Origin of the sequence: Pseudarthrobacter sp. NPDC055928 (assembly GCF_042270935.1) — a bacterium.
Classification (GTDB): domain Bacteria; phylum Actinomycetota; class Actinomycetes; order Actinomycetales; family Micrococcaceae; genus Arthrobacter.
Genome location: NZ_JBHJZH010000003.1, coordinates 1 through 26119, shown reverse-complemented (window position 1 = coordinate 26119; position 26119 = coordinate 1). Strand labels below are relative to the sequence as shown.

Here is a 26119-nt window from a genome sequence, read left to right as displayed (position 1 = left end):
TGTCCACTTCCAAGGAGTTAACCGGGACGGAAGTCCCCGCACCTGGACAAGATTTTTGGGGTCGCGGGGCAGTGAAAAGCCGGGCCGGACCGTTGTGGTCCGACCCGGCTCGTGGGGTTCATAGTGTGGCGCTTGCCGTCCGGAGGTTACAGGTTTCCGTCGCGGCTTTCGTTGCGCGTGATGCGTTCTCCCGTGTTGGGGTCCACTACCGAGCGGGTTTCGCTCACCCTCCGGCTGCGTCCGGGTGAGGCCAGGATCAGCGAGGCGATGAGCCCGATAACGCCTACCGCCATCAGGATGTACCCGATCAGTACCTGATCCACGAAGGGAATCAGCCCCGGTGCGATAGCCCAGGCCAGGATGGCGCCGATGGCGATGAGGAAGATTGAAGAACCGATTCTCATGACTTGCTCCTTATTGTCCGCGGATTGTGGGCGGTACTTCTGGAACTGCAGGACGTGTTCGTTTGTTTGCCAAGCAGAGCCAAGTTTTTTGCTAAGCATGCTGACTGTCTAGCGTCAGGCTACAGCGCGGTGTGCGCTGATTCAATGACCGGGCAGGGGTGCGGCGCCGGTGCGTCCGTGCGCCATTGCGCCGCAGGGCGGGCCTGCTGGTTAGGCTGATCCGATGGAAACAGTTGTGTGGTCCAAGCCGGAGGAGGAGCGGGCCGGCACGCCACTGCTCGTGATGATGCACGGCTACGGCACCGACGAATCCCGGATGGTGCGGCTGGTTGACTACCTGCCCTCGGCGTTCACTTGCGCGGCACTGCGGGCACCCATGATCATCGGCGACCACTATGGCTGGTTCCTGCTGGACTACTTCCTCGCCAACGACTTCGCCGATGTCATCAGCACCACGAACAAGGTCCACGACTGGATCAATGCAGTCAGGGGCCAGCACAGCAGCGTGAGCCTGATGGGGTACTCGCAGGGTATGGCGATGGCCAGTACCCTGCTCCGCCTGCACCCCAAGAGCTATGAAACCGTGGTGGGGTTGTCCGGCTTCGTACTGGACAACGACCTTTTGGCAATGACTGACTCCTTCGACACCCCGCCGCCCTTCTTCTGGGGAAGGGACAAGGCTGACCTGGTGATCAATGACGATGCCATCGCCCATACCGAGGAGTGGCTGAACGCCAACACCCTGCTTACAGCCAGGACCTATCCCGGCATGGGGCATGCGATGAGCAAGGCCGAGATGGTGGATGTCAGTGCCTTCCTGCGCCATTACGTCCTCAAATAGGCCCTGCCAAGCCATCACATGGCCGTGGATTACCTCCTCGCACGGGCGTGGCTGGGGTCCGAGAGTTTCGTCACACTCCACGGTGGGGAAAAAACAGTTGCGCGCTAAATTTGTAAGCGCTTACACTCGACTTCGGCCGTAGTTCAACGGCCCTGGAACTGGGCGGAAGGAGATCTGCGGCGTGCACCTGTTCAACGTGCCCGTTTGCGCTGCTAAGCTGCCCGCCAGTTGCTGGCCTGCCCGTCAGGCTGCCCCTCGGTTTGTCACGGGACCTCACGGCGTTCATGATGGAAGAAGGTATTCATCAGCGCCCCTCCGGCCAGCCGTGGCATTCAGGCCCACGCCCCCGCGCCGCGCTTGCTGATCACAGCGGACATCGTCGCCGCCCGCATCCCAAGCACTGCCATTCCATGCACCGCCATTCCATGCACTGCCTACGCCAGGCACCGCGCCCCGAGCCTGCCAGCCGTCTGAAAGGACACCGCACCGCGCATGACTGATCTTCTGACACAGCCCACTAGTTGGACCGGCGCCTCCGCCATTCTCTTTGACCTGGACGGAGTGCTGACCCCTACGGCCACTGTCCACGAGCAGGCCTGGCAGGAACTCTTTGAAGGCTACCTGGCGTCCCAACCGGAGGTAGCCGGCTACCGCGAGAGCGACTACTTCGACCACATCGACGGCAAACCGCGGTTCGACGGCGTCCGGGACTTCCTGGCATCCCGGGGCATTGTGCTTCCCGAGGGTCCCACTCACGACGATCCCACTCACGCCACGGTGCAGGGACTCGGCAACCGCAAGAACCAAATCTTCAACGACATTGTGAGCTCCGGCGTGGAACCGTTCGAGGGTTCAGTGCGTTTCATTGAGGCCGTGCTCGCCCAGGGTCTGAAGGTCGCCGTCGTTTCCTCTTCCCGGAACGCCCCGGCGGTCCTTAAGGCGGCTGGCTTGAGTGACCGCTTCCGGGTAGTGGTGGATGGTGTGGTGGCAGCCGCCGAAGGCTTGCCCGGCAAGCCCAGCCCCGCCACGTACGACTACGCGGCCCGGCTGCTGGATCTTCCCAGTGAGGAATGCGTTGTGGTGGAGGATGCAGTGTCCGGCGTACAGGCCGGCCACGCAGGATCTTTCCATTCCGTGATCGGGGTGGACCGCGGCGCCGGCAGGCAGACGTTGCTGGATGCCGGAGCCACCATGGTGGTCAGCGACCTCGAGGAACTCCTCTAGCCCACTGAACGCAGCCAGCCGGTGAGCCCGGCTGTTCCCCGACAGCCAGCTCCGCCGGTCCTCCCGCGCCACCCCGGCCCCCAAGCCGGCCCGCACAACCAAACCCTCAGTGCATGCCCGCAGCGGGCATGCGCAAAGCGCCCCCAAGCCGGATGAGACCCGGCTGCACAGCACAACGCCAAAAGGACCCCAACACCATGGCTCTTATCACCGCGGACCGCGAACGGTTCCCCAACACCCCCTGGCAGCTTGTGGAGACGCGCCACGAGCCGGGCAACGCGGGTACCCTGGAGACCCTTTTCGCGCTGGGAAACGGACACCTTGGCATTCGCGGCGCCCATTGGGCCGCCGCGGACGCTGACCTGCCGGGCAGCTTTATCAACGGCCTGCACGAAATCTGGGACATCAAGCATGCCGAGAACGCCTTCGGCTTCGCCCGGACCGGGCAGCGGATCATCTACATCCCCGATGCGAACAACTTCACGGTGATCATCGACGGCGAGCCACTTAGCCTGGCCGAGTCGGCAGTACTGGACTACCGGCGCTCGGTGGACTTCGCCACCGGTATCTATGAATGCCGCATCACGTGGCTGTGCCGCTCCGGGGCCACGGTCACCACCACCGAGCGCCGGGCAGTGGGCTTCGCCTCCCGCGGCAGTCTGGGCATCTCCCTGGAAGTCTCGGCAGACCGGGACGTGTCCGCGGACGTCACGTCCTCGGTCATCAACCGCCAGGACCAGCCGGTGGAGGACCACTCCGAGCACGACCCGCGCCGCGCCGGCCGCCACGCAGGCCGTGTCCTGCTGCCGTTGCGGCTCGAGGGCGGCGACGGCTCGCTCCGCCTCTCCTGGGAAGCGGCGGAATCCAAGCAGCGCGTGGGGATCGCCGTGGACCACTGGACCTCCGCCGGCCACCAGCCGTTCGATACCCTGGTTGACCAGGACGATAGCAGCGTCCGGTACGTCCTGGCCGTCGGCGCCGATGAGCCGTTCCGGCTTGAGAAAATCGTCAGCTACGCCGCCGGCCGTGGCGTCCAGGACTCCGGACGGGACGCGGCGGAAGTCGCCGAAGAGGGCTTGCGCTCAGTGGAGGACATCTTTGCTGAAAGCCGCGAGCACTACAGCGACTACTGGGCCACCTCCGACATCGTGGTGGGTGGCCAGTCCGAACTGCAGCAGGCCATCCGCTGGAACCTGTTCCAGCTGGCCCAGGCCACCGCGCGCGCCGACGTCGCGGGCATCCCCGCGAAGGGAGTCAGCGGCTCCGGCTACGAGGGCCACTACTTCTGGGACCAGGAGGTCTACCTCCTGCCCTACCTGACCTACACCAACCCCGAGGGTGCCCGCCAGGTCCTCGAATTCCGTCACGAGATGCTCCCCACGGCCAGGATCCGCGCCAAGGAGCTCAGCGTCGACGGGGCACTGTTCCCGTGGCGCACCATCAACGGGCTCGAAGCCAGCGCCTACTACGCGGCAGGCACCGCGCAGTTCCACATTGCGGCGGCCATCGCGTTCGCCACCAACCGGTACGTCTGGGCCAGCGGCGATGCGTCCTTCCGCGACGGAATGGGTGCCGAACTCCTGATCGAGACAGCCCGCATGTGGATCTCCCTGGGCTTCTTCGGCAAGGACGGACTCTTCCACATCCATGGCGTCACCGGTCCGGACGAGTACACGGCCGTGGTCAACGACAACCTCTACACCAACGTCATGGCGCGCTTCAACCTGCGCGCCGCCGCGGCCTTGGACCACACCGAAATCAGCGACGACGAACGCCAGCTCTGGGCAGCCGCGGCTGACCGCATGCAGCTTCCGTTCGACGAGCGGATGGAAGTCCACTCCCAGGACAACGACTTCATGACCCTGGAGCCCTGGGACTGGACCACCCCCCGGTCCAAATACCCGCTGCTGCTGCACTTCCACCCGCTGGTGATCTACCGCCACCAGGTCCTCAAACAGGCCGACACCGTCCTGGCCATGTTCCTGCAATGGCAGGACTTCACGGCCGAGGAAAAGCGCCGGGCGTTCGATTTCTATGACCCCATCACTACCGGCGACTCCACCCTCTCCGCCTGCGTCCAAGGCATCATGGCCGCCGAAGTGGGCTACCCCAAGGCAGCGCTGGAGCACTTCACCAATGCGGTGTTCATCGACCTGGACGACACCCACGGCAACACGATCGACGGCGTGCACATCGCGTCCACCGGCGGCGTATGGAGCTCGCTGGTCTGCGGCTTTGCAGGCCTCCGCGACCAAGGCCCTGTGCCGTACTTTGATCCGCGCCTGCCCGCTGAATGGGAAAGCCTCGCTTTCCACCTCAAGCTCCAGGGCCGCCTGCTGCAGGTGCAGCTCGACGCCGGCTCCCTCACCATCACAGTGTCCGAGGGCCAACCGCTCGACGTCGACGTCCGCGGCGAACTGTTCAGCGTAGGCGCGGAACCGGTCCGCGTGGCGCTCGCGCCCGTCCAGGTTCCCGAGCCCACGGTCTTCCCCAGTGGACCGCCGACGGCGAGCGTCCCCGTGGTGCGCGCCCGCGCGTAGCTGTCAATACACCTTGCCGGCGCTCCCGCCCGAGCCGCGGCGTTGAGTACTTAGGCGACCGCGCCTATTTAGGTGCCTGGAGCCAGGAGCCTGGAGCCAGGAGCCAAGAGGCGGCAGAGACTGACACTGTGCACGTCAGTCTCCTGCCGCCGTCGTGCGTTCCACTTCGGGGACCCGGTCCAGCGGGTGATCCAGCTCATCCTGGGGCATCTTCGCGACGATGGACGCGACCACCGCCACGATGGGGCAGACGCCGCCCGCCACCAGGAAGATCAGCCAGATGGGGAGGACTTCCGCGGCGGGCCCGGCCAGTGCCATCGACACCGGCATCAGGGCGAGCGACACAAAGAAGTCAAGGCTGGAGACCCTGCCGAGCAAGTGGGGCGGGACGCGCCGCTGAAGCAGCGTGCCCCAAATGACCATGCCCACGCTGCCTGTGGCACCAAAGACGAACAGTGCCGCGCCCAGGGCCCAGAAGTTGTCCATGATTCCGACGGCGGCCAGAGGCAGCGAGCCCACGCCCCAGGACGCCATCATCACCGTGAGATACCGCCGGGGCAGCCGCAGAGACGCAGTCACCAGCGATGCCGCCGCACCGCCGACGCCCATGATGGCGAGCAGGAAACCGAACATGCTGGAGTCGCCGCCCAGTTGGTCGCGGACCACAAATGGGAGCAGCACTTCGATGGGGCCGATGAGGAAGAGTACTGAAATGCAGGCCCAGAGCAGGGTCCAGAGCAGCCAGGGGGTCCGCAGGGTGTAGGTGATGCCTTCTCGGAGGTCGTGGAAGAAGGATGACTTGGCCCGCTGTTTCCCGGTCATTCCGCTGTTGCGTGGGCCGGCTTCGGATCCGTTAGCGGGTGCGTCCAAAGCATGCTGGCCCAGGAAGTTCAGGATGATGAAGGCCATCAGGTGGCAGGCTGCGACACCCGCGACCGCATGCGTGGGCGACAGTGCGGCCACCAGGACGCCGGCGAGGGCGGGCCCGGCCGCTTGCTGGAGGGTGGGACGCATGGTCCCCTCCATTCCATTTGCCGCGAGCAGGTCCTCGGGCGGCAGGATCCGGGGCAGGATAGCCGAGTAGGCGGGGAAGAAGAATGCCGCGCCGACACCCAGCACAAAGGCGCCCACTGCAAGGTGCCAGATCTCCAGCCAGCCGGCGATGGACAGGGCGGAGATGCCAGCGATAACGGCCAGGTTGGCGCCCTCCACGGCGATAATCAGGAGCCTCTGGGGGAAACGGTCAGCCGCGATGCCTCCCGCGAGCACAAACGCGACCAGGCCCACGCTGCCGCCAGTGGCAACGAGAGAGAGCTCCAGAGGGCCGCCGCCGAGGTGGATCACCTGGTAAACCATCGCGACAGCCCACATCCCGGATCCGAAGACGGAGATGGCAAGGGCTGCGATCAGGACCCGGTACTCACGGTGCGCAAAGGGCCGCAGGGCTTTGGGGGTGGGCATAGGGTAAGTCTAGGCTTTGGCGGGATATCGGGGGGTACTGGAATGCAGCCTGGAGGGTTAGATCAACAGCCGGCGCATCGGGGCGGGCCGCAGCGCGGGCAGGGGCAGCGGCTCGCGGTGGTCACCGGCGCCGGCCGGGGTTTCGGTGCGGTGCTCGCCCGGGAGCTTTCGGCAGCGGGATGGCTTGTGCTGGCGGTGGTGCGGCAGGCCTCCCGTGCGCCAGCGTTGGACGGGCTGGCGGCGCTGGACGGGCTGCCGGGGGTTCAGGTGGTGATCCACGATGTCAGGTCTGATGACCTGTCCGCTGTGGTGGACGCGGTGCGCGGGCGGCCGGTGGACGTCCTCATTAATAACGCGGCCCAGGGGGCGGCACACCAGCGACTCGGTGGCGTGGATGCGGCAGGTGTCATGAACGCCGTCGACGTGAATGCGGCCGGGCCCCTGCGCATGGTGCAGGCGCTCCTGCCGCAACTGCTCTCCTCTGCTGACCCGGTCATTGTGAACATCACGTCCCGCCTGGGCTCCGTGTCGGCCCAGGCACGCGGAGACTTCGCAGGCCTTTCCACAAGTTACGCGTACCGGGTGTCCAAGGCAGCCCAGAACATGGTGACGGTGTCGCTGGCGCAGGATCTTCAGGGGCGGGTCCGGTGCTGGGCTGTCCACCCCGGCAAGCTCGCCACCGGGATGGGCCAGGCCGACGCCGTCAAGCCCCCGCGTGTTGCGGCGCGGGAGTTGCTGGAACTGCTTGAGTCAAACGAACGCCGATCGCCGAGATTCGTCTCGCTCGGTGCTCCCGATTTGGACTGGTGAACGTTGGAAAGCACTCCTGGCGGGGCGTGGCGGCGCAGCCTGGCATTCGTAGGCGCCAACCATGGCCTTGCCCTGCATCCGGTGAATGCCAATGGCGAACAGGTTCCGGGCGAAGCAGCCAGCTGTTTTGCCTCCTTCTGGATGGCGGAATGGTCGCGCTGGGGCACCGGTAAGGCGCTGATCATTGCGACTCTGCAGGGATGGCGCAGTTACGGAAGCAACGAATACTTCGCCGCCACGCTCGCCACTGAGCTGACCCGGTACTTCCCAGAGGCAGCCAGGTTCCCGCTGAGCGGGATCTCGCACACCCAGGACGAGTTCGACGTCGATCTGGACCTTGAGCACGGATTCCGCGCCACCGGCCGCAAGGCTGAGCTGGAGCTTTCAGGGGTCCTGGACCGCAGGCACTTTTCCCAGCCCGATTTCCAGCTCGGGTCCAACTCCGGGGCCCTCAGCAATGTTTATCTGCCATGCAGCAGCGGCCGGCTGGCCGAATTCGGGGTGGAGTGGCCCGGCGCGCCGAGCGTCTACGCTGGACCGCGGGGGCCGTCGTCGTCCGGGTATATGGCCGTGGCCGAATCCTGGGTGATGTAGGGGACCAACAGGGGTTGGCCTAGTGTTAAGCAACCTTAGTATTTAGGTACGGCAGCGAAGGCTGCCGCGGACGAAAGCAGAGGTGACCATGGCCAAGCGCAGCAATCCCGCCGTGCGGATCGCACAGGAAACCGCCCACAACGCGGTGTTCGACGCCGAAGGAAAGCCGAAACCAGGCGTGCACAACGTGCTTCTGAGGGCGGTGGAGATCCAGCGGCCACTGGTGTTGGCCTACATCCGCCGAGTGCAGCGCAAACAGCCCCACGCGTCCGCGGCACAGCTGGCCGTCCGGATTGAACGCGACTACCTCGCGGCGGTCACCGGCGGCGGCGCGATCGTGGGCGCGACGGCCGTTGTGCCCGGAGTCGGAACTGTCGCTTCGCTTGGACTTTCTGCTGCCGCTACTGTCGGTTTCCTCGAGGCCACAGCCCTCTACGCGACGTCGCTTGCGGAACTTCACGGCATCCGCCTGACCAACCCGGAAAAGGCCAGCACCATGGTCATGGCCATCATGCTGGGCGAAGAGGGGACGGCACTGCTCGGCACGCTAAGCGGCCAGGCGATGGGCAGGGGTGCGAGTCCCACCAAGGCGTGGGGGAACGTGCTCTCGAAGTCCATCCCGGGCTCCGGTTTCGGCGCCGTCCGAAGCAGGATCCAGAAGGCGTTCCTGAAGAGCCTGCTGAAGCGCCAAGGCACGGCCTTGTTCGGCCGGGCGCTGCCATTCGGCATCGGTGCCGTGGTAGGCGGAGCAGGAAACCTGATGATGGGGCGGGCCGTGGTGGCGAATGCCAAGGAGGCTTTCGGGCCGATGCCGGATACGATTCCAGGGGAGCTCAAAGCCACCGGCGCGGGCCCGGACAACCTCACTCTGGAAGGCAACAACCTTGGACCTCAACGCTGATCTTGGCGAATCATTCGGCTCCTGGAACATGGGGGACGACGCCGCGATGTTCCGCCTGGTCACCAGCGCCAACGTTGCCTGCGGCTTCCACGCCGGAGACCCTGTCACCATGCTGGACAGCTGCCGCGCCGCCTTCGAACTGGACGTCACCGTGGGCGCCCATGTTGGCTACCGGGACCTGGCAGGCTTCGGCCGACGCTCCTTGGACATGTCCTTTGACGAGCTTTTCGGTGACGTCCTCTACCAACTGGGCGCCTTGGACGGGGTTGCGCACGCCGTCGGGGCGTCGGTGGATTACGTGAAGCCGCACGGCGCCCTCTACAACCGCCTCGTACACGATGAAGAGCAGGCATCGGCCGTGGTTGCTGCCATTCAGGCCTATGACCCCGGGCTGCCCATTCTGGGCCTGCCGGGCTCGCAACTGCTGATCCAGGCCAAGGACGCTGGCCACCCTGTTTTTGTGGAAGCCTTCGTGGACCGCGCGTACCAGGCCGACGGCACGCTGGTGCCGCGCTCGCAGGCTGGTGCCGTGCTGCACGACGTCGACTCGATCGTTGAGCGCGCGGTGCGCCTTGCCGTAAAAGGCGAGGTGGTGGCCGTGGACGGGACAGTAGTTCAGGTCCGGCCCGACTCACTCTGCATCCATGGCGACACTCCAGGCGCAGTCGAAATGGCCGCAGGCGTCCGCGCAGGCCTCGAAGCCGCTGGTGTGCAGTTGGAGTCGTTCGCGTAATTAGGGGCTTCCGCCGGGGCTACTTGCCGCAGCACTTCCTCGGGCATTAGCCCTCAGGCAAGAGATGTTCGGGCGGGACGTCCCAGCGCAGGGCATCACCGTGCCGGGCGCCTACGGGCAGGACATCTCGACGCAGGACGTCTCAACGCAGGGCATCTCCGGGCAGGACACCTGCAGGCACGGCGGGGCTGTGTCCTTGGTCCGGGATCGGGCCGAGGATCTGGGCAGGTAGCCAGGGTGGTTCCCAGTCTTGGTGTTCGCTTTGGTAGTGGCGTCCGGTGGGTGAGGTCCAGCCGGGTGGTTTGTCGATGCTGGCTTCGGTGGGTGTCCAGGCGGTGGTGTGTTTTAGCCGGTGGTGTTTGGGGCAGGGCTGGCCGAGGTTGGTGATGCCGGTGGTGCCGCCGTCGGCCCAGGCCAGGAGGTGGTCTGCTTCGTTGTCCAGGGATTGGTTGTTGCAGCCGGGGAAGGGGCATTTGCCGTCCCGCATCCGGAGCCATTGGCGCATCGCGGCGGGGATCCGGTAGCTTTGGCGGCCGATCTCCAGGGGTGCCCCGTTGCGGGGGTCGGTGAGGACGCGGTGGAATGAGCCGGCGCCGTCGGCGACCAGGTTGCGGGCCATCGATGCCGGGATCGGCCCGTAACCGTCCAGCAGTGCTGGTTCGTCCGTGAGGCCCATCAGCGCGAACACCGGCACGGTCACGAGGACCTGCGCCGCCGGCGACGGGACCCGGCCCGTCGACTCATCGGCGGGGCCGCCGTCAGCCGTTGTTTCATCGCCCGCGGCGCCGCTGAGGAGCAGTTGGGCGGCGATGTCGGCGCGGAGCTGGGTCATGGTGCGGGTCTCGGCCGGGCCCTGGAGGGTGCGGGCGGTGGCGGTGATGCCGTTCCAGATCCCGGCCGCCCGGTCCGCGGGCAGGTAAGCCGAAAGCCAGGCCATGCCGTCCCGGTCCGGGACGTACTCCAGCCGCCGGTCCAACACACTCCTGGCATGGCGCTTTTCAATACTCACCGGATGATGGCGTTCCCGCCAGGTCCTGGCCTTGTGCCGGAACCGGGACGGGACCAGCTCCCCGGCCGGGCACTCCCGGGCCCGGTCCGGAACGTCCGGGCCCAGGAAACGGGCCTCCAACGCCGCCGCCCCGGCCGCATCCAGGCCGGTGGTTTCATCGACCATGACCTTCGCGTGCTGCCACGACAGATCCCCGGACTGCAGCGCGGCCAGCGTCAGCGGCAGGGCAGTGGTCAGCTCATGGGCCTGCGCCAACAACGCCGAAGCCGAGCGCTCACTCACCGTCAGAGCACACGCGACCTCGGACACCACACCCATCTCCTGGGCCGTGTGTTCCCCAGGGCTCCTGACCGGGCCGTCCAGGGCCGCAGCCTTTCCCGCATACGCGGCGGCCAGGCGCACCCTGAACGCCGCCACCATCGCGTCCACCCGGACCGAACCGCCCAGCCCGTCCAGGCAAGCATCGGCCTGCCCCCGCAAAGGATCACCACCCCCGGAATCCGTCTGGGAACCCGTCCTGGAACCCCGGCCACCCAGCCCCCGGCGCACAAAGGCAGCAAACTCCGCAGCAGCAGCCTCGAAAGCCTCCACCGCCTCGTCAACACCCGGGATCCCCATACCCCCATCATCCAGCGACCCGCCAACAAAAACAGCCCAGCACATCACTTATGTGGATAACCTCCGACCCCGCTACCCGGACCTCGAGACGGGTTTCCGGCTGGGCCAGAGAACCGGGTCAGCCGAAGACCAAATGCGCCGCGCTGAAGATGGCGAGCCCGGCCAAGGAACCCACCACGGTGCCGTTGATCCGGATGAACTGCAGGTCTTTGCCCACCTGGAGTTCGATCTTCTGCGATGTTTCTTCGGCATCCCAGCGCGCCACGGTATCGGTGATCACGCCCGCAATGTCCGAACGGTACGTCCGGACCAGGTAGCCCGCCGCATCGCCGATCCAGGCATTGACCTTCCCGGCCAGTTCGGCGTCGTTGACCAAGCGCGAGCCGAAGTCACGGACGGCTGCCTTGAACTTCACCGTCAGTTCGCTGTCCGGATCGTCCACGGCCGTGAGCAGCGCGTTCTTCACTGTGCCCCAGGTCCGGGAGGCCAGTTCGCGGACCTCCGGATCTCCGAGGACCTGCGCTTTGATGTCCTCCGCCCGCGCGATCATTGCGGGATCATGCTGGAGGTCCTGCGCGAGGTCGTTGAGGTACTTGTCGATCGACTGGCGCACCTGGTGGTTGGGATCGGACTGAACGGCACGGGTGAATTTGAGGATCTCCACATAAACCTTGTCTCCCACGAGCCCGTCCACAAACTGCGGAACCCAGGTGGGCGAACGGTCCGAGACGAGCCGGGTGACGGTTTCGTGGTTGTCGTCCACCCAGTCGGCGGCACGGTCCACCAGCAGGTCCACCAGTTTGTGGTGGTGGCCGTCGGCGAAGATCCGCTCCGCCATCCGTCCCACGGGGGGTCCCCACGGCGGTGCCAGCAAATGCTTGCGCACCATTCCCTCGATAACCGCCTGGACGTCGTCGTCGTTCAACACCTTGAAGGCGCCGCGGATGACAGCGGCACCCTCCTTGGCAACACGCTCCGCGCCGCCGGGAGAGGCGAGCCATTCGCCGGCCCTCCGGGCAATGTTCACGCTCGCAAGCTTTTCCTGCACTACCTGCTCGGAGAGGAAATTGGTCTCCACGAACTCACCCAACGACGCCCCGATCTGGTCCTTGCGCCGGGGAATAATGGCCGTATGCGGGATCTTGATCCCCATCGGGTATTTGAACAGCGCCGTAACGGCGAACCAGTCTGCCAGCGCACCCACCATGCCGCCTTCGGCAGCAGCCCGGACGTACTGCAGCCACGGGTACTCCTTCTGCAAAGCGAAGGCGAACACGAAAATAACAGCCATGGCGATGAGCAGGCCCAGTGCCAGAAGCTTCATTTTCCGCAGCGCTGCCGCCTTTTCGGCGTCACCGGCGCTGAGTTGATGGCCGACGATGGCGGCGCCCCCTTGGGCGGGCACGTCGGGCCGGGTGGGGTTCTGCCGGGTAATTGGCTCAGAGTTCACCTGCATGTGCCAAGCCTAGTCCCGCATACGATCCCCGGGTCGGCTACCGTGTCAGCATGGCCACCGACGAGTCAGTACCCCACCGGCCCCTGGTCTTTGCCCACCGGGGCGCCAGTGCCGCCTTTGCCGAACACACCCGCGCTGCGTACCTCCAGGCATTGGCCGACGGCGCCGACGGCGTTGAGTGCGACGTCCACCTCACGCGGGACCAACACGTGGTCCTGCTCCACGATGCGAATCTGGACCGCACCTCCGACGGCACCGGGCCGGTTGCGGACCGCACGCTCCAGGAGCTGAGGCTCCTGGATTTCTCGTCGTGGAAGGGCGTGCGGATTCCCGAGAAATACGGAGCCCGGTCAGAACAGTTCCTCACCTTGGCTGAGCTATTGGGTATCCTCCGCGCCGCTGGGCGGCCCGTGGGCCTGGCCCTAGAGTTGAAGCACCCGAGCCCTTACCAGCTCAAGCTGGAAGACCGCGTCCTGAGCGTTCTTCGGAGTGAAGGCTGGGACCCTGGGACCTCATCGGTGGACAACGTGCGGGTGACGTTCATGAGCTTCAGCCCGGATTCGGTGAAGCACCTGCTCCGCACGGTTCCCGCAGAGTTCATCTGCCAGTTGGTGGACGAAATTGATGTTGATGAAATCCGTGAGGAGTTAGGCCTGGGTGTACTGACCGGCAGCGCCATCGCCAATGTTATGAAGGCCGCGCAGCTGGAAGGCGAACGCATCCTGGATGACTGCGAAGTGAGGCTGGCCGGGCCGGGCATCGATTATGTCCGCCATCATGCCCGCACCGTGCAGCGCTGGCTGGAATCCGGCCGACGCTTCCGGGTATGGACGGTGGATTCCGAACGGGACGTGGCGCTTTGCCAAGGATTGGGCATCCACGAGATCACCACGAACATGCCCGCGCGGGTGTTGGCCCAGCTTTAGGCGGGCGGGTGATGGCCAGCTGAAGCTGCCAACGGGTTCGGCCGCCGATCTGTTTAGTCGCCGGCCCACGCGTCCCACGCCGCGGTTCATACGCCCGACGGGGCTGTGGTTGAGTGGAACCATGCCTTTTCACTGGCCCGGCGCCGTTCATCGGTCCAGCACCGCCACCCATGCACTCTCTGCAGCAGCCCTGAGCGCGCTGCTCATGGCTAGCGCCATGAAACACTTCCGCGATCCCGGCTTCTTTCGCCAGGTGGTTCCGGATTATCTCTGCCGCGACGACGGCGACACCCCGGCTGCCGGCGCACCGCCCGCCGCACGGCCACTCGCCGTGATGACGCGGGAGGAGTGGATCGCGCTCAGCGGCCTCGTGGAGGCGGGCGCCGCCGTCGGCCTTCTCATCCCCGCAACGCGACGCACCACGGCCACCGGCGTCGCGGCTCTCTTCGGCGTGTTCGTGGCTGGCCACGTGGACGCCATCCGGCGCGCCTGCCGCCCGGAGGGTTCATCAGCCCAGCGCGCAGTGCACATGGCCCGTTTGCCCACGCAGATGCCGCTGATCCTGTGGGCCTGGAGCCTGCGGAACGCCGGACGGCGGCCCAGTTGAGGAAACTCCTGGCATCCCCGGCAGTCCGGGTGGGGCTGTCCATCAGCATCGCTACGGGACTCTACGGAGTTTCCTTTGGCGCCCTGTCTGTCACGTCGGGCCTGGACTTCTGGCAGACCATGGCGCTGAGCCTCCTGCTGTTCAGCGGAGGTTCCCAGTTCGCGTTCATAGGAGTAGTGGCTGGCGGCGGATCCGGCGTTGCGGCTATGAGCGCAGCCACCCTGCTGGGGATGCGCAACGGTATTTACGGTATGCAGCTCAACGCGCTCCTCCACCCGTCGGGCTGGCGCAAATATGTGGCAGCGCAGCTCACCATCGACGAGTCGACAGCCACCAGCACCGGCCAGACCGATCCTGCTGAGCAGTTACGGGGCTTCTGGGCGGCAGGGATCGGCATCTATGTCCTGTGGAATCTGTTCACAGCCGTGGGCGCCCTTGCCGGGGCGGGGCTCGGCGATCCAAAGCAATGGGGGTTGGATGGAGCGGCCGTCGCAGCTTTCCTGGCCCTCCTGTGGCCGCGGTTGAAAGGCCGGGAGCCGGTAGCAATCGCGGTCGTCTGTGCCCTGGCGACCGTCCTCGCGGTGCCGTTCGTGCCGGCCGGGGTGCCCATCCTGGTCGCTGCCGTGGTTGCGGCCGTGATCGGCTGGTTCAGTCACGGCCGCAGCGACGAGGGCCTGGAACCCGACGTAGATCCGTACGCGGAGCATCATCACAGCCACCACGGCGGTCACCACTCCGTGGGCCCTACTGGCCCGGCTGGCCCGGCTGGCCGTACCGGCCCGGCTGGCCCTACCGGCCCGACGAAGGCGGACGCGTGAACCTTTGGACTTGGCTGCTGCTGGCGTGTGCCCTTGCCTATGCGTGGAAGCTGGTGGGCTACTTTGTGCCTGCGAGGCTCCTGAAAGATCCCCGCATGTCGCGCGTGGCAGGCACCATGACGATCGGCCTGCTCGCTTCACTGACGGTGGTCAATGCAGTAGCGTCCGGGCAAAACCTGGCGGCCGATGCCAGGCTGGGAGCGCTCGTGGCGGCAGCGGTTGCACTGGCCTTCCGGGCACCGTTCCTGCTGGTGGTGCTGGTCGGTGCCGGGGCTGCCGCCGGCCTTCGGCTCATTGGCTGGAACTGACGCGCGCCTCGCGTTGCGCCTGCCTATGGTGACGCGGAACACAGCGGCGGTACTATGGGCTTGGCTATGCAGTTGGCCATGGACCTTTCTTGTTTAAGCGGTGACCATGGAAAATCCACTGTATATAGCCGGCAACAGATCCGGGACGCCACCCAAAGTGGCGTCCAGACGACGTGCGGGCTTGCCCGCGAAGAGGTTCTTTTCGCGCTTCAGGTCGTTATCAGATGTTCCTGCCTCGGACCTGAAAATGCTCTCTGAGCGCATCACCATGGCGTTGGATTTGGGGCATGCACCCGATATCTCGGCCCTGCGTGCAGCCCTGCGCCACGAACTGCGCAACCGCGAGTCAGCGCTTAACGATTGACCCTTTCGGGATGGATGTATGGTCCACTGAAGAGGGGCCGCCATCCAGCCAGGCGGCCCGAAGGAGGAACATCATGAACGATCAGCCGCAAGCTACGGCCCAGGATGATGGTGCCGAAGCCGCGACCACCGGTAACCATCCCAAGGTGCGACCGGCCTACATTGACTCCAGCGGTTCCGAGGCCACCCGGGAACTTCGCGACAAAGCGCGCCGCCGGCGGGAAGCCGAGGAAAAGCTCCAGCAGCACCTGCGTGAAGCTAAGGAACATACTCCCCATTCCGACACACACCCTCAGACTTCGCCCGAAGACGAAAGCAAGAAGGACGAAAGCAAGAAGGACGAACGCAAGAAGGACGATAGCTAGAGGAATCGGGGATTAGCGCCGTGCCCGCGGTGTCCGCGCTGACCCGCGGGCCGGCAGTGTGTGCACTACTGTGCAGTCAGGCTACGCCGTGGGCCGCGCCATCGACCGAGCCGGCCCGTCGGCCGCATTCTTCAACGGCGAGTTCGTACCAGACCTGGGCGCCGAATTCCGGGGTGGCCGTGTCGAGGTTCTGGAACAGTGCGTCCAGGAGGTTTGCCAGTTCCTCGGCGGAAAGGTGCGGAAGTACATCTTCCGGTCCGCGGGGGTCATTGATGAAATGGGACAGCTGTGAACTGTTCATCGTGGCGTGATTTCGTCGGATCGGGTACGCAGGAAACTGTTCATGGGTCGCTCCATCTGGGAATTCAGAGGCTGGCTGCGTAACCCCACTTGAGTCTATTCCAACGACTGGATGCCCACAATGGGCCGCCTACGGCGCTCTTTACTGACGGCGCGCGCTGAGCGGCCCGCTGCCCGCCTAGCTGAACCGGCGTCCCGGGAGGTATTCGCCGGACAGCCGGTCGCCGGTCAGTTGGGCTGCGGGCAAGGGAACGTGTGCAGGAAGAGGCCGATGCGGCCGTTCGGAGCGGATTGCGTCCTCGACGAGGGCCACGGGGCGGCGCCAGGCATCGGAACCAGGCTCCATCGTGTCCACGACGCCGATCAGCATGGCGAGCAGCCGGAAGATGTCCGTCATGGAGATGTCAGGGCGCAGCGTGCCCTGACCCTGCCCGCGTCCGAGCAGGATGCCGATGGAATCGATAAGGGAGCCGGTGATGCCCGTCAGGAGCTGTCGCCGCCCGGCTACGGCGCCGAGCAGGTTCGCATCGGTGCTGGCTGCGGCCATGATCGCCTCGATGACCCGGAACAGTCCGGCGGCTGCATCAATGTCCGCCAGGGCGTCGTCGATCACGGGATCCACTGTCAGCCTGAGCTGGCGGTTAAGGGCGGCCAGTACCAGTTCTTCCTTGTCCGCGAAGTTGCGGAAGAGGGTTGCCGGTCCGACGCCGGCCGTGGTGGCGATGGTCTGCAGCGGCACTTCCGGACCGAATTCCTGGAAGCATTGCCGGGCCGCCGTAATGATCTTGTCCACGTTGCGCGCTGCGTCTGCGCGGAGTGGTTTTCGGGCGACTGCGATGCTCATGCGATCAGGTTAGCAATGGAGCCCAGAGCGATCACCGTTACTGGAGGGTAGGCGGTTATGTGACGTGGACGGGGCAGCGGGAGCCTCCTCGCCGTCCCGCTGCCGTGGCAGACTGGCTGTATGTTGCTTGCATTCTCTGTTGCTCCGTCCGGCACGCCGGTTGGCGGTTCCCGCCCCACCGACGCCTCAGTGCACGACGCCGTTGCCGCCGCGGTGAAAATCGTCCGGGAGTCGGGGCTTCCCAACCAGACGGATTCCATGTTCACCACCATCGAGGGTGAATGGGATGAAGTCTTTGACGTGGTGAAAAGGGCCACCGAGGCCGTTGGGCAGTTCGGCAGCAGGGTCTCCCTGGTCATCAAGGCGGACATCCGGCCCGGCTATTCAGGGGAACTTACCGCCAAGGTGAACCGGCTGGAAGGCGCGCTCGCAAAGGACGCGTGAGCCCTTGGCTCCCCACCAGGCTGTCAGTCAGTGGCCATCCAGTTCGTGGACGGCGTGGTCCAAGAGGTCGCGTTGAACGGGCCGGAGCATGTAAGACCTGTTCAAGTAGGCGTCGATTTCCAGCTCACCTGCGTCGCCGCCGATGCTGAAGTAATGCAACCACAGTGACTCAAGGGTCAGGCCGGCCTGGCGGTATGCCTCAGCCGTCCGTTCCCGCTGCTCCTCGGCAGTCTCGTCAACGTTCATGGCCGTTCGTGGTCAGGTTCTGCGGGGCGGTCAAGCACGTTGAGTGCGACTGCGAAGAGCGGAGCTCCTTCCTGGCGTGACTGGTCAGTCAGGGCACGCAGCGCGGCGCGCTCGTCCAGGTTCAGACGCTCCATCAGCACCCCCTTCGCCATGTCGATCACGCTCCGGCTGTGCAGGGATTTTTTGAGGTCAGCGCTGAGTTGCTCGGCGCTGTCATGCGCCTGGATGTTGGCAAGCAAAACGGCCGCGGGGGTGGCGAGGAGTTCGAGGAGGTGCTCGCTGCCGGCGTCGAAGGCGTTGGGGTGGCTGCCGTAGACCTTCAGGGCGCCGATGGCTTGGGCCGGTCCCGTTCCGTTGCCTCCGGGGAGGAGGAGGGGGACACTTAGGCAGGACACCAGGCCACGCTGAGCGCTCGCTTCGCTCCATTTGGGCCAGCGCGTTTCGGTGGCGGCGTTATCCACCCGGATGGTTATGGCTCCTGCCCACGCCGCGAGGCACGGGCCCTGGCCGAGTTCGTACTGCAACTGGTCCGCTTCTTCCACGAGTGTGCTGGTGGAAGCCCGGCTGGTGGGACGGCCCTGGGCATCAATGAGGGTGGCCCCGGCCCCGACGCTGCCGGGGATGCTTTCAAACGCGGCCTGGGCAATCTTTGCGATCGCTGGCCCTGCAACGTGTTCGGTGAGCAACAGGCCGGAAACGCGCGCGAAGACCGCCTGAAGTTCGCCGGTCACGGACTCTCTGCGCATTACGGGTGGTCTCCTGCTTGCCGTTGGTCCGGCAGGAGGAATACGAGCGCTGCCGCTGGTTCCAGCATAGACCGCATGGCTTGGCCTACTGTGAGGCGGCCGGGATGGCCGCGCCCCTGACGATGTCCAGGGCCAGCGCCGGAAGCCTCACCCTTCCTGGTCCTGGCGGCTTCCTCCAGGAGGGTAATGGCGGCTTCACGGCTTGAGCGCGTGTGCGCCATGACCAGGGCGAGGGCCGCGTCCATGGTGGCGCGGGAACGAAGGGCGGCCCGTAATTCTTCCGGATAGGTCGGCTGTTGAAGCGGAGGATGAACCAGCAGGGCGAGGCGAAGCGGACGGGAGAGGGACTGGGCGTACCACTCGATGGCGGCTTGTGTGTCGGGCCCGAACGCAGCGTCCCGGTGTGCATAGCAGTTCAGCGCGGCCGAAGCTTCCCCGCCGGCGTCGATGGGCACTGCCAACACCGACCTGACGCCCGTACTCCTGGTGGCTTCAAAGTAGCGGTTCCATCGGTGGTCCGTGCGGAGATCGTCCACTTGCACCGTATGCCCGGTGCGCAAGGCACTGAGGCAAGGACCGTCGTCGAGCTCGTACTGCCGCTCATCCAAAAGGCGGGCCTGCGCATCACTGCTGGCCACAGTGAAGGGCTTCCCGTTGCGCTGAACCGAGATGGCGCACAGGATAGGTGCGTCCGTGCCCAGCAATGTGGCTGAGTAAAGCGTGAGGTCCAGGAGGAACGATTCGAAGTCCTGGCTTTCCAGCAGCAGGTCCTGAAGATCTTCCACCGATGATGCGGATGTATGTTCTGAGGCCATGCCGAGCCTCGATTCTGGGTGGTCCCGAACCCTGAGGTGCCGGGAGTGGCTGCGGTGGGCCACAGCCTAGGGCGCTCCCGAACTGGCGTTCTGGAGCCGAAGCCCCGTTTCGACGGGATGCTTGCGCACGAATCCTTGGATTGCGCTCTCATTTCGAGCCTACGCTCAATGGACCGCACAAGATACAGCCCCGCCCCGGACGCGGGGAGGCATGTCTGGACCCGCGCCCGCCCCCATGCCAGACTGTGGCCATGTTCGAGCACAAGCCCCAGCCAGGCTGGATTGCAGTCGAAGATTTCCTGACCGACACGGTGGTCCATCCCAACGGATCCTTGCAGCGGGCGGTGCAATCCGCCGTCGACGCCGGGATGCCCCCGATTGAGGTAACCCCCAACGCCGGGAAGCTGCTTAAGCTCCTGGTACAGGTGTCCGGCGCGCGCCGCGTTTTGGAGATCGGCACGCTGGCAGGTTTCAGCACTATCTGGATGGCCCAGGGACTTCCCGACGACGGCCGGCTGGTCACGTGCGAATACCTCACCAAACATGCGGAGGTGGCCAGGGCGAACCTGGACGCCGCCGGCGTGGGCCACAAGGTGGAAATCCGCATCGGCCCCGCGCTGGATTCCTTGGCCGCATTGGAGGCTGAAGGCCAGGAGCCATTCGATTTTGTCTTCATTGACGCGGACAAGGAGAACGATTCCAACTACCTTGAGTGGGCAGTCCGGCTGGGCCGTCCGGGCACCACGGTAGTCCTGGACAACGCCGTGTGGGAAGGGGCCGTGCTGGAGACGTCCCTGGACCCGGTGAACGCGCCAGGGATCGTAGGCGCCCTGGAACTGATGGGCAACCACCCGCGGCTTGATGCCACCGTGATCCAGACCGTCGGCTCCAAGGGATGGGACGGCTTCGCGCTCGCAGTGGTTCGCTGACAGCCGTGCTCCGAAGCGGGTTGTCCGGCAGAAAGCGCTGTCCGAAGAATTGCTAAGTATGCTTAGAATGAGTTTCCGTCCGGATCCCCGGCCGGTACGTAACCCTTGCAGCGGAGGAAATGATGAAAGCGTCACCCACTCTGGCCAGTAACCTTCAGTTGGTTCTCACGGACCTGATCGAACTGCACATGCAGGGCAAGCAGGCGCACTGGAACATCGTGGGAACGAACTTCCGGGACCTCCACCTGCAGCTGGACGAAATCATCGCCGCAGCCCGCCAGTTCGCGGACGAGGCAGCAGAAAGGATGCGTGCCCTGCACGCCCTTCCGGACGGGCGGAGCCAAACAGTCTCCGCTGACACGCGGCTGGATGAGTTCCCCGCCGGGCTGACGTCCACCAAAGACGCCGTGAAACTGGTTACGGCCAGGCTGGAAAGGACTGTCAAGACTGCGCGGGATGTACATGACGAAGTGGATGAGGAGGACCCCACCAGCGCGGACCTGCTCCACGCCATCATCGAACGCCTGGAGCAGCTTGCCTGGATGGTGAACGCCGAGACGATGACGCCCTCAGCCGCAGTCACCGAGGCAGCCGACAAATAGGCTTCGGCAGGCTCGCGCCCATGAAGGAATCCAGCACGCGGACCGACCCCGCGGGGGCCCGCCGTCCGCGGGCCGTCACGTTCCCACCGGGTCCCCGCGAACGAGGACGGGGCGGATCCCGTGCGGAAGCGCAGGGGCCGGTTCCGCCAACTGCAGGCCCGCACCCGGGCCTGGACCGGTTGCTCGATGCCGTGGCCTCTGCGGTGGGGGACGTGCCGGCACTTCTGTCGCTCGCCCGGGACGCAGGACGGACATGGCCCCAGCCCGGACAGGGCAACACCGCGGCGCTTTGGGAACTGCTGGCCTCCGTCACCGCAGTGGACGTTGCTGCCGGCCGGATCTTCGAGCCACACCTCGACGCGCTGGCCATCCTTGCCCAGTCAGGCAGGGATCTGCGCCCGGTGGAAGGCGCCTGGGGTGTGTTTGCCGCCGAGGGCCCAGGCGCCAGGTTGGAGGCCAAAGCAGGAGACGCCGGCGTCCTCCTGGACGGTTCAAAACCGTGGTGCTCCCTGGCGCCGCTGCTGGACCACGCAGTGATTACCGCGCACACGGATGCGGGTGGCAGAGCGGCCTTTGCCGTGGACCTGCACCATCCCGGAGTGACGTGTGACGAGCCAGCGTGGATAGCCCGCGGACTTCAGGAGATCCCCAGCGGGACAGTGCACTTCAACCAGGTGCCGGCGGAGCAGTTGGGCGGCGATGGCTGGTACTTCAGCCGTCCTGGCTTTGCCTGGGGCGGCATGGGCGTGGCCGCGTGCTGGCTGGGCGGAGCAGTAGCCGTGTCCAGGGATTACCGGGACTCCCTGCGCGCCGCCGCGGGCAGAGGACGTGAACCGGACCAGATTGCCTTCGCCAGCCTGGGCGAGATTGACCGCATCCTGACGTCCGCCCTCCAGTACCTGGCGCGGACAGCAGCATTGATTGACGACGGCGGACTCGCGGGCGGCGGTCAACCCGCCTCCGCCAATGAACACCTCCAGTCCGGCGGTGATCAGCGCCCGGGCGCGGAACGGAGCCCGTGGAGCGAAGCCCTGCGCGTCCGCGGTACCGTGGCGGCCGCCGTCGAACGCGTCCTGGCCCTTGTCAGCCGTGACCGGGGACCGGCACCACTTGCTTTCGACGAACCCTACGCCAAGCGGATGGCCGATCTGGCCCTCTACGTGCGCCAGCACCACGCCCAGCGGGACGACGCGCAGCTCGGGGCGCTGACCTTGAAAGGGGAGCCGCCATGGTGAGCTTTTCGCACACCGACAAGGGCACGGACGAGGCCGCCTGGGCTGCCAGCGGATTGGCGGACCTCGCCGGGCTGCCGCTGGGGCGGGATGAACTGGCAGGCCTGAGGTTCGTGGTCCTGGCGGCCCATCCCGATGACGAGACGCTGGGGGCCGGGGGCCTGCTGGCGCAGCTGCACAGCCTCGGGGCCGACGTCGAAGTTTTGTTGTTCACCGCGGGGGAGGGCTCGCATCCCGACTCCGAAACGGTTTCCCCGGGCCAGTTGGGAACTACCCGCGTCAACGAGTTTGCCGCGGCCCTGGCGGCGTTGGGCCACGCCGGAAACTGGCGCTTCCTGGGGCTTCCGGACAGCGGTTTGGAGCGGCATCGGGATGCGATGACGGCGGGGATCCGGGACGCAACGCGTGACCACCCCGGCCCGGCGGACCAGCTGGTGATTGTGGCCCCCTATCGCGGCGACGGCCACGCAGACCACGATGCCCTGGGAACGGCCGCGGCAGAGGTGGCGCGCGACGGCGGCCACGGACTGCTGGAATACCCCATCTGGTACTGGTTGTGGGCGGCGCCGTCGCACCCTGCGTGGGAGTCCTGGTTCCGCCTGCCGCTGGACCCGGCAACACACGCGGCCAAGGCTGCGGCGATGCACGCCCACGCAAGCCAGGTCCTCCCGCTGTCGCCCCTCCCGGGGGACGAAGCGTTACTGAGCGCAGAATTCCTCCGGCACTTTGACCGCCCCTTTGAAGCCTTCGCGTGGACGCCGGCGGCAGCAAATATCCGCGAAACCCGTGGTGCCACAACCCGTCCGGCCACCCCTCACAGCAGTGCCGATGCCGAACGGATCTTCGATGAGGTCCATTCGGCTTCCGAGGATCCGTGGCAGTACACCACCAGCTGGTACGAGCGCCGGAAGCGCGCGTTGACCCTGGCTGCCCTGCCCCAGGAACACTACCGGTCCGGGCTGGAGGTGGGCTGCTCGATCGGCACGCTCACCGTTGACCTCGCGGACCGCTGTGCCAGCCTCCTGGCCGTTGATGCCAGCAGCACCGCCTTGGAGCGTGCCGCCGGGCGGCTGGCTCCATATCCCGGCGTGAGGACCCGGCAGCTCACTCTTCCCCGGGAGTGGTCAGAGGGCACCTATGACCTGATAGTGGTTTCGGAGGTGGGATACTATCTGTCTCCGGCCGAGTTCGGGCTGCTCCTGGAACGTATCGAGGCCTCCATGGCGCCAGGCGGCACCCTCGTGATGTGCCACTGGAGGCACCCCGTCTCCGGCTGGGAGCTCGACGGCGATACCGTCCACACGCTGGCCCGGAACCGATTGGCGTGGCCCGCCGCCGGCCTATACCGGGAGCCCGACTTTGTGCTGGAGATCCTGGTGGCTCCCGAATCCCTGGCATCGCCTGACCGTCCCGCTGCTTTGCCCGGGGAGCAGTGAAATGGAGCGTATCGGGCAGGTTGCGGTGGTGGTGCCGGTCCACAACGAGGAGTACTACCTGGCCCGGGCTCTCAGCGGGGTCCGGGCGGCAGCCAACGCGCTGAAGCCGGACAGGCCGCACGTTGGCGTCGAGATCATAGTGGTCCTGGACAGCTGCACCGATGGCTCCCGCGGGATCGCCCTGCGGTTCGCGGCAGCCGATTCGAGGTTCAGGGTGCTGGAGGTGGACTTCCGGAGCGTTGGGAAAAGCCGTCGGGCAGGCATTGAGGCTCTGCTGGCTACCCGGCCGTCACCCGGAAGTCTATGGTTGGCCAACACGGACGCCGATTCCATCGTTCCGGTGAACTGGCTGCAGCGCCAAGTGGAGCTGGCGGACGCCGGTACGGATGCCGTACTCGGCTCGGTGGAGCCGGACCCGGACGGCATGGACCCTGAGATCCTGCGGCGCTGGCACGCCCGGCATCCCGTTGAGGAGCACCATGCCCACGTCTACGGGGCAAGTTTCGGCGTGCGGGCCTCGGCCTACGAACTGGCGGGAGGGTTCCCGCGCCAGCGATCACACGAGGACCGCGGGCTGGTGCAGAAGCTGCGCCGCCACGGGTTCAGGGTAAGGGCAACTGACAGCATCCGGGTGCTGACATCGGGCCGCCTCCATGCCCGGGCGCCGCACGGTTTTGGCGCCTATCTGTTGGCGCTGGGCCTGGAACCGGCAGTAGCCGCGGAAGGATAGCCGGGCCATAAAACAGCCGGGCCGGGCCAGCAGGCTTTTGCCTGCCGCCCCGGCCCGTGGGTCAGGTGTTGAAAGAGTCAGTCCTTCTTGAAGGCGTCCTTGACCTTCTCGCCGGCCTGCTTCAGGTCCGCCTTGGACTGGTCCATCTGTCCTTCGGCCTCGAGGCGCTCGTCGTCTGTCGCCTTGCCTGCGGCCTCTTTGGCCTTTCCGCCCATCTTCTCGGCGGTGTTCTCAATCTTGTCATCCAAACCCATGGTGATTCTCCCTACGGCTTGTTGCGGCGGCGGAATGTCGCCGGTGATTCTTCAATGGTAGCCAGCGATGGCATTGGTCAACAGGGCCAGCGACGGCGGGAAGTCGGGAAGCAATCCCAACGGAAAGGATCAAGGGGGCCGACGGCGACTGGGGGGACTGGCCTCGGTCTCAGAAGAGGCCAACTCACCGCCGACCCCGCCTTATACCCGGGCCAGGGATGGCCTGGGAAACCTGGGCAGGATCTGCTTCTTCGATTTTCCTCCAAGATGGGGGCCCTGCCTAGCCCTGCCGATTAGCGTCCCCGTCGCGGGCGTCACCACTGTGACGCTCGCGGAGTTCGCGGCCGTGCTGGATGTCTTCCTCCTCCTGCTTCTGCAGTTTTTCGCTCTTTTTCGTGTCGCGCGGAGGCAGCTGGATGGTCTCCTCAGCCTCGATGCCGGCCTGGAGCTGGCGACCGCGTTCCATCTCGGCGTCGAACTCCGCGCCGAACAGCAGCGACATGTTCAGAATCCAGAGCCACAGGAGCATCACGATCACGCCGCCCAGCGCCCCGTATGTCTTGTTGTAGTTGCCGAAATTGGCCACGTAGAAGGCGAAGCCCAATGACGCAAGAATGAAAATTACCAGCGCGATCAGCGACCCGATGCTCATCCATCGGAATTTGGGCTGCTTCACGTTTGGGGTGGCGTAGTACAGGACGGCGATGATCACGATGACAAGCGCGACGATTACCGGCCACTTCGCAATGTTCCACACCGCGAGGAAGGCGCCGCTCAGCCCGATGGCACCTCCAACGGCTTCCGAGACCGGTCCGCTCAGGACCAACATGCCGGCCAGCAGGGCGACGATGACTACCGCAAGCAGGGTGACTGCCAGCATTGTTCCGCGCAGTTTGAGGAAGGCCCGGCCCTCGTCCACCTCGTAGACGCGGTTCATGGCCCGGCCGAACGCACCTACATATCCGGAAGCCGACCATAAAGCGGTTGCCAGGCCGAGGAACAGTGTGAGGCCTGCCGCCGGAGAAGCTGCAAGTTCCTCAACAGGGCCGCTCACCGTGTTGACAGTGTCCTCGGGGGCGATGCCCCGGACGATCTCCAACAGCACCGCCGTCGTCTTTTCCGGATCGCCGAAGATACCCACCAAGGAGACGAGTGCCAGGAGCGCAGGAAACAGGGACAACACGGCGTAATAGGTGAGGGCAGCGGCGAGGTCGGGGCATTGATCCTTCGAGAACTCCCGCAAGGTCTTTTTGGCGATGTACTTCCAGGATGGCTTGTTGACGTCCGTGGGACTGTCCGGCTTGCGGGGATCGTCCGGTGCCGGGGCCTTGGACGCTTTGGCGGTGCTGGTTTCGGGGGCATCATGGGTTGCCATGGGAGTCCTCTCTCGCGGTGAAAACTCGAGGTGAAAAGCAGACAGGCCGGCGCCGCCGGGGGAGGCGGGTTGCCGGCCTGTCTGCTGGGTGGGGGTTAGGGGTTTTGGACGTGGTCCTTGGCCTCTGTTGCTTTGTCTTTGACGTCGGCGGCGGCGTATTGGCCTTCGGTTTTGACGTGTTCGGCGGC

The 26119-nt window shown here is 65.7% G+C and carries 29 protein-coding genes; 18 read left to right on the top strand and 11 right to left on the bottom strand.

The genetic code is table 11. The features are described from left to right. Positions 1-146 precede the first annotated feature (146 nt). Positions 147-404 carry a DUF6458 family protein gene (locus ACFC25_RS05335; protein ID WP_337345576.1) on the bottom strand — a complete coding sequence of 86 codons (258 nt, stop codon included), beginning with the start codon at positions 402-404 and terminating at the stop codon, positions 147-149. Positions 405-627: 223 nt separating this feature from the next. Here ACFC25_RS05335 and ACFC25_RS05330 point away from each other — a divergent pair, with 223 nt between their 5' ends. From ACFC25_RS05330 to ACFC25_RS05320, 3 genes are all read left to right on the top strand, one after another. After that, entirely contained in the window at positions 628-1245 is a 618-nt protein-coding gene (locus ACFC25_RS05330) for a phospholipase (protein WP_337345577.1), read from the top strand. Positions 1246-1737: 492 nt separating this feature from the next. After that, positions 1738-2469: an HAD family hydrolase gene (locus ACFC25_RS05325; RefSeq protein ID WP_376044380.1), complete on the top strand. Its 732-nt coding sequence runs from the start codon at positions 1738-1740 to the stop codon at positions 2467-2469. Between the two features lie 197 nt (positions 2470-2666). After that, positions 2667-5009 (top strand): glycosyl hydrolase family 65 protein, encoded by a 2343-nt coding sequence (locus ACFC25_RS05320; protein ID WP_337345579.1) that lies wholly within the window; start codon positions 2667-2669, stop codon positions 5007-5009. A gap of 135 nt (positions 5010-5144) precedes the next feature. Here ACFC25_RS05320 and ACFC25_RS05315 read toward each other — a convergent pair whose 3' ends face one another. Next, the gene (locus tag ACFC25_RS05315; RefSeq protein ID WP_376044379.1) at positions 5145-6470 is read right to left on the bottom strand and encodes an MFS transporter; all 1326 of its coding nucleotides are present in this window, start codon (positions 6468-6470) and stop codon (positions 5145-5147) included. A gap of 117 nt (positions 6471-6587) precedes the next feature. On the opposite strand from ACFC25_RS05315, the gene ACFC25_RS05310 reads away from it, so the two are divergent. From ACFC25_RS05310 to ACFC25_RS05295, 4 genes are all read left to right on the top strand, one after another. Continuing rightward, positions 6588-7280, top strand: a complete 693-nt coding sequence (locus ACFC25_RS05310; RefSeq protein WP_376044378.1) for an SDR family NAD(P)-dependent oxidoreductase — start codon at positions 6588-6590, stop codon at positions 7278-7280. A 3-nt stretch (positions 7281-7283) separates the two neighbouring features. After that, positions 7284-7874, top strand: coding sequence for a hypothetical protein (locus tag ACFC25_RS05305; protein ID WP_337345582.1), 591 nt, complete (start codon positions 7284-7286; stop codon positions 7872-7874). A gap of 88 nt (positions 7875-7962) precedes the next feature. Continuing rightward, positions 7963-8775 carry a hypothetical protein gene (locus ACFC25_RS05300; protein WP_337345583.1) on the top strand — a complete coding sequence of 271 codons (813 nt, stop codon included), beginning with the start codon at positions 7963-7965 and terminating at the stop codon, positions 8773-8775. Then, entirely contained in the window at positions 8759-9508 is a 750-nt protein-coding gene (locus ACFC25_RS05295) for a 5-oxoprolinase subunit PxpA (protein WP_337345584.1), read from the top strand. Before ACFC25_RS05300 ends, ACFC25_RS05295 begins: the two co-directional genes overlap by 17 nt. Positions 9509-9650: 142 nt before the next feature. Here the strand turns inward: ACFC25_RS05295 and ACFC25_RS05290 are convergent, their stop codons facing one another. Further along, on the bottom strand, positions 9651-11135 hold the full coding sequence (locus ACFC25_RS05290) for a DUF222 domain-containing protein (RefSeq protein ID WP_376044377.1): 1485 nt from the start codon (positions 11133-11135) through the stop codon (positions 9651-9653). Between the two features lie 118 nt (positions 11136-11253). Continuing rightward, a complete protein-coding gene (locus ACFC25_RS05285) occupies positions 11254-12591 on the bottom strand; it encodes a DUF445 domain-containing protein (protein WP_376044376.1) in 1338 nt (445 codons plus the stop codon). A 50-nt stretch (positions 12592-12641) separates the two neighbouring features. Between ACFC25_RS05285 and ACFC25_RS05280 the strand changes: the two genes are divergently transcribed. The 5 genes from ACFC25_RS05280 to ACFC25_RS05260 all read left to right on the top strand — a co-directional run bounded on the left by ACFC25_RS05280 (position 12642) and on the right by ACFC25_RS05260 (position 15978). Then, on the top strand, positions 12642-13517 hold the full coding sequence (locus ACFC25_RS05280; RefSeq protein WP_376044375.1) for a glycerophosphodiester phosphodiesterase: 876 nt from the start codon (positions 12642-12644) through the stop codon (positions 13515-13517). A gap of 121 nt (positions 13518-13638) precedes the next feature. Then, positions 13639-14124, top strand: coding sequence for a hypothetical protein (locus tag ACFC25_RS05275; protein ID WP_376044374.1), 486 nt, complete (start codon positions 13639-13641; stop codon positions 14122-14124). After that, positions 14121-14942, top strand: coding sequence for an AzlC family ABC transporter permease (locus ACFC25_RS05270; RefSeq protein WP_376044373.1), 822 nt, complete (start codon positions 14121-14123; stop codon positions 14940-14942). Before ACFC25_RS05275 ends, ACFC25_RS05270 begins: the two co-directional genes overlap by 4 nt. Beyond that, positions 14939-15250, top strand: coding sequence for an AzlD domain-containing protein (locus ACFC25_RS05265; RefSeq protein WP_337350759.1), 312 nt, complete (start codon positions 14939-14941; stop codon positions 15248-15250). Before ACFC25_RS05270 ends, ACFC25_RS05265 begins: the two co-directional genes overlap by 4 nt. A 437-nt stretch (positions 15251-15687) precedes the next feature. Continuing rightward, on the top strand, positions 15688-15978 hold the full coding sequence (locus ACFC25_RS05260) for a hypothetical protein (RefSeq protein ID WP_376044372.1): 291 nt from the start codon (positions 15688-15690) through the stop codon (positions 15976-15978). Positions 15979-16054: 76 nt separating this feature from the next. Here the strand turns inward: ACFC25_RS05260 and ACFC25_RS05255 are convergent, their stop codons facing one another. After that, positions 16055-16279 carry a hypothetical protein gene (locus tag ACFC25_RS05255; RefSeq protein ID WP_337345592.1) on the bottom strand — a complete coding sequence of 75 codons (225 nt, stop codon included), beginning with the start codon at positions 16277-16279 and terminating at the stop codon, positions 16055-16057. Positions 16280-16456: 177 nt separating this feature from the next. Beyond that, positions 16457-17122, bottom strand: a complete 666-nt coding sequence (locus ACFC25_RS05250; protein ID WP_376044371.1) for a TetR/AcrR family transcriptional regulator — start codon at positions 17120-17122, stop codon at positions 16457-16459. 120 nt (positions 17123-17242) lie between these two features. Here ACFC25_RS05250 and ACFC25_RS05245 point away from each other — a divergent pair, with 120 nt between their 5' ends. Beyond that, positions 17243-17566, top strand: a complete 324-nt coding sequence (locus tag ACFC25_RS05245) for a thiamine-binding protein (RefSeq protein ID WP_337345594.1) — start codon at positions 17243-17245, stop codon at positions 17564-17566. A gap of 27 nt (positions 17567-17593) precedes the next feature. Here the strand turns inward: ACFC25_RS05245 and ACFC25_RS05240 are convergent, their stop codons facing one another. The 3 genes from ACFC25_RS05240 to ACFC25_RS05230 are packed head-to-tail and all read right to left on the bottom strand — an operon-like array spanning position 17594 to position 19373. After that, a complete protein-coding gene (locus ACFC25_RS05240; protein ID WP_376044370.1) occupies positions 17594-17812 on the bottom strand; it encodes a hypothetical protein in 219 nt (72 codons plus the stop codon). Further along, positions 17809-18558, bottom strand: coding sequence for an ANTAR domain-containing protein (locus ACFC25_RS05235; protein ID WP_376044369.1), 750 nt, complete (start codon positions 18556-18558; stop codon positions 17809-17811). Before ACFC25_RS05235 ends, ACFC25_RS05240 begins: the two co-directional genes overlap by 4 nt. Beyond that, positions 18558-19373 (bottom strand): GAF and ANTAR domain-containing protein, encoded by an 816-nt coding sequence (locus ACFC25_RS05230; RefSeq protein WP_376044368.1) that lies wholly within the window; start codon positions 19371-19373, stop codon positions 18558-18560. Before ACFC25_RS05230 ends, ACFC25_RS05235 begins: the two co-directional genes overlap by 1 nt. Positions 19374-19624: 251 nt before the next feature. Between ACFC25_RS05230 and ACFC25_RS05225 the strand changes: the two genes are divergently transcribed. The 5 genes from ACFC25_RS05225 to ACFC25_RS05205 all read left to right on the top strand — a co-directional run bounded on the left by ACFC25_RS05225 (position 19625) and on the right by ACFC25_RS05205 (position 24302). Next, positions 19625-20302, top strand: coding sequence for an O-methyltransferase (locus ACFC25_RS05225; protein ID WP_337350763.1), 678 nt, complete (start codon positions 19625-19627; stop codon positions 20300-20302). A 122-nt stretch (positions 20303-20424) separates the two neighbouring features. After that, positions 20425-20904, top strand: a complete 480-nt coding sequence (locus tag ACFC25_RS05220) for a DNA starvation/stationary phase protection protein (RefSeq protein WP_337350780.1) — start codon at positions 20425-20427, stop codon at positions 20902-20904. A 20-nt stretch (positions 20905-20924) separates the two neighbouring features. Continuing rightward, positions 20925-22139: a hypothetical protein gene (locus ACFC25_RS05215; protein ID WP_376044367.1), complete on the top strand. Its 1215-nt coding sequence runs from the start codon at positions 20925-20927 to the stop codon at positions 22137-22139. After that, positions 22133-23572, top strand: a complete 1440-nt coding sequence (locus ACFC25_RS05210; protein ID WP_376044366.1) for a PIG-L family deacetylase — start codon at positions 22133-22135, stop codon at positions 23570-23572. Before ACFC25_RS05215 ends, ACFC25_RS05210 begins: the two co-directional genes overlap by 7 nt. A gap of 1 nt (position 23573) precedes the next feature. After that, positions 23574-24302 (top strand): glycosyltransferase, encoded by a 729-nt coding sequence (locus ACFC25_RS05205; protein WP_376044365.1) that lies wholly within the window; start codon positions 23574-23576, stop codon positions 24300-24302. A gap of 77 nt (positions 24303-24379) precedes the next feature. On the opposite strand, the gene ACFC25_RS05200 is transcribed toward ACFC25_RS05205, so the two are convergent. Beyond that, complete coding sequence (locus ACFC25_RS05200) at positions 24380-24556, bottom strand: CsbD family protein (RefSeq protein ID WP_337345603.1); 177 nt, start codon at positions 24554-24556, stop codon at positions 24380-24382. Between the two features lie 280 nt (positions 24557-24836). After that, on the bottom strand, positions 24837-25931 hold the full coding sequence (locus ACFC25_RS05195; RefSeq protein ID WP_337345604.1) for a YihY/virulence factor BrkB family protein: 1095 nt from the start codon (positions 25929-25931) through the stop codon (positions 24837-24839). Between the last annotated feature and the right edge of the window lie 188 nt (positions 25932-26119).

Bases quoted from the DNA above. Each gene is read 5' to 3' on its own strand.
- ACFC25_RS05335 (WP_337345576.1), bottom strand. From the start codon at position 404: ATGAGAATCGGTTCTTCAATCTTCCTCATCGCCATCGGCGCCATCCTG.
- ACFC25_RS05330 (WP_337345577.1), top strand. From the start codon at position 628: ATGGAAACAGTTGTGTGGTCCAAGCCGGAGGAGGAGCGGGCCGGCACG.
- ACFC25_RS05325 (WP_376044380.1), top strand. From the start codon at position 1,738: ATGACTGATCTTCTGACACAGCCCACTAGTTGGACCGGCGCCTCCGCC.
- ACFC25_RS05320 (WP_337345579.1), top strand. From the start codon at position 2,667: ATGGCTCTTATCACCGCGGACCGCGAACGGTTCCCCAACACCCCCTGG.
- ACFC25_RS05315 (WP_376044379.1), bottom strand. From the start codon at position 6,470: ATGCCCACCCCCAAAGCCCTGCGGCCCTTTGCGCACCGTGAGTACCGG.
- ACFC25_RS05300 (WP_337345583.1), top strand. From the start codon at position 7,963: ATGGCCAAGCGCAGCAATCCCGCCGTGCGGATCGCACAGGAAACCGCC.
- ACFC25_RS05290 (WP_376044377.1), bottom strand. From the start codon at position 11,135: ATGGGGATCCCGGGTGTTGACGAGGCGGTGGAGGCTTTCGAGGCTGCT.
- ACFC25_RS05285 (WP_376044376.1), bottom strand. From the start codon at position 12,591: ATGCAGGTGAACTCTGAGCCAATTACCCGGCAGAACCCCACCCGGCCC.
- ACFC25_RS05280 (WP_376044375.1), top strand. From the start codon at position 12,642: ATGGCCACCGACGAGTCAGTACCCCACCGGCCCCTGGTCTTTGCCCAC.
- ACFC25_RS05275 (WP_376044374.1), top strand. From the start codon at position 13,639: ATGCCTTTTCACTGGCCCGGCGCCGTTCATCGGTCCAGCACCGCCACC.
- ACFC25_RS05260 (WP_376044372.1), top strand. From the start codon at position 15,688: ATGAACGATCAGCCGCAAGCTACGGCCCAGGATGATGGTGCCGAAGCC.
- ACFC25_RS05255 (WP_337345592.1), bottom strand. From the start codon at position 16,279: ATGAACAGTTCACAGCTGTCCCATTTCATCAATGACCCCCGCGGACCG.
- ACFC25_RS05250 (WP_376044371.1), bottom strand. From the start codon at position 17,122: ATGAGCATCGCAGTCGCCCGAAAACCACTCCGCGCAGACGCAGCGCGC.
- ACFC25_RS05245 (WP_337345594.1), top strand. From the start codon at position 17,243: ATGTTGCTTGCATTCTCTGTTGCTCCGTCCGGCACGCCGGTTGGCGGT.
- ACFC25_RS05240 (WP_376044370.1), bottom strand. From the start codon at position 17,812: ATGAACGTTGACGAGACTGCCGAGGAGCAGCGGGAACGGACGGCTGAG.
- ACFC25_RS05235 (WP_376044369.1), bottom strand. From the start codon at position 18,558: ATGCGCAGAGAGTCCGTGACCGGCGAACTTCAGGCGGTCTTCGCGCGC.
- ACFC25_RS05230 (WP_376044368.1), bottom strand. From the start codon at position 19,373: ATGGCCTCAGAACATACATCCGCATCATCGGTGGAAGATCTTCAGGAC.
- ACFC25_RS05225 (WP_337350763.1), top strand. From the start codon at position 19,625: ATGTTCGAGCACAAGCCCCAGCCAGGCTGGATTGCAGTCGAAGATTTC.
- ACFC25_RS05220 (WP_337350780.1), top strand. From the start codon at position 20,425: ATGAAAGCGTCACCCACTCTGGCCAGTAACCTTCAGTTGGTTCTCACG.
- ACFC25_RS05215 (WP_376044367.1), top strand. From the start codon at position 20,925: ATGAAGGAATCCAGCACGCGGACCGACCCCGCGGGGGCCCGCCGTCCG.
- ACFC25_RS05210 (WP_376044366.1), top strand. From the start codon at position 22,133: ATGGTGAGCTTTTCGCACACCGACAAGGGCACGGACGAGGCCGCCTGG.
- ACFC25_RS05205 (WP_376044365.1), top strand. From the start codon at position 23,574: ATGGAGCGTATCGGGCAGGTTGCGGTGGTGGTGCCGGTCCACAACGAG.
- ACFC25_RS05200 (WP_337345603.1), bottom strand. From the start codon at position 24,556: ATGGGTTTGGATGACAAGATTGAGAACACCGCCGAGAAGATGGGCGGA.
- ACFC25_RS05195 (WP_337345604.1), bottom strand. From the start codon at position 25,931: ATGGCAACCCATGATGCCCCCGAAACCAGCACCGCCAAAGCGTCCAAG.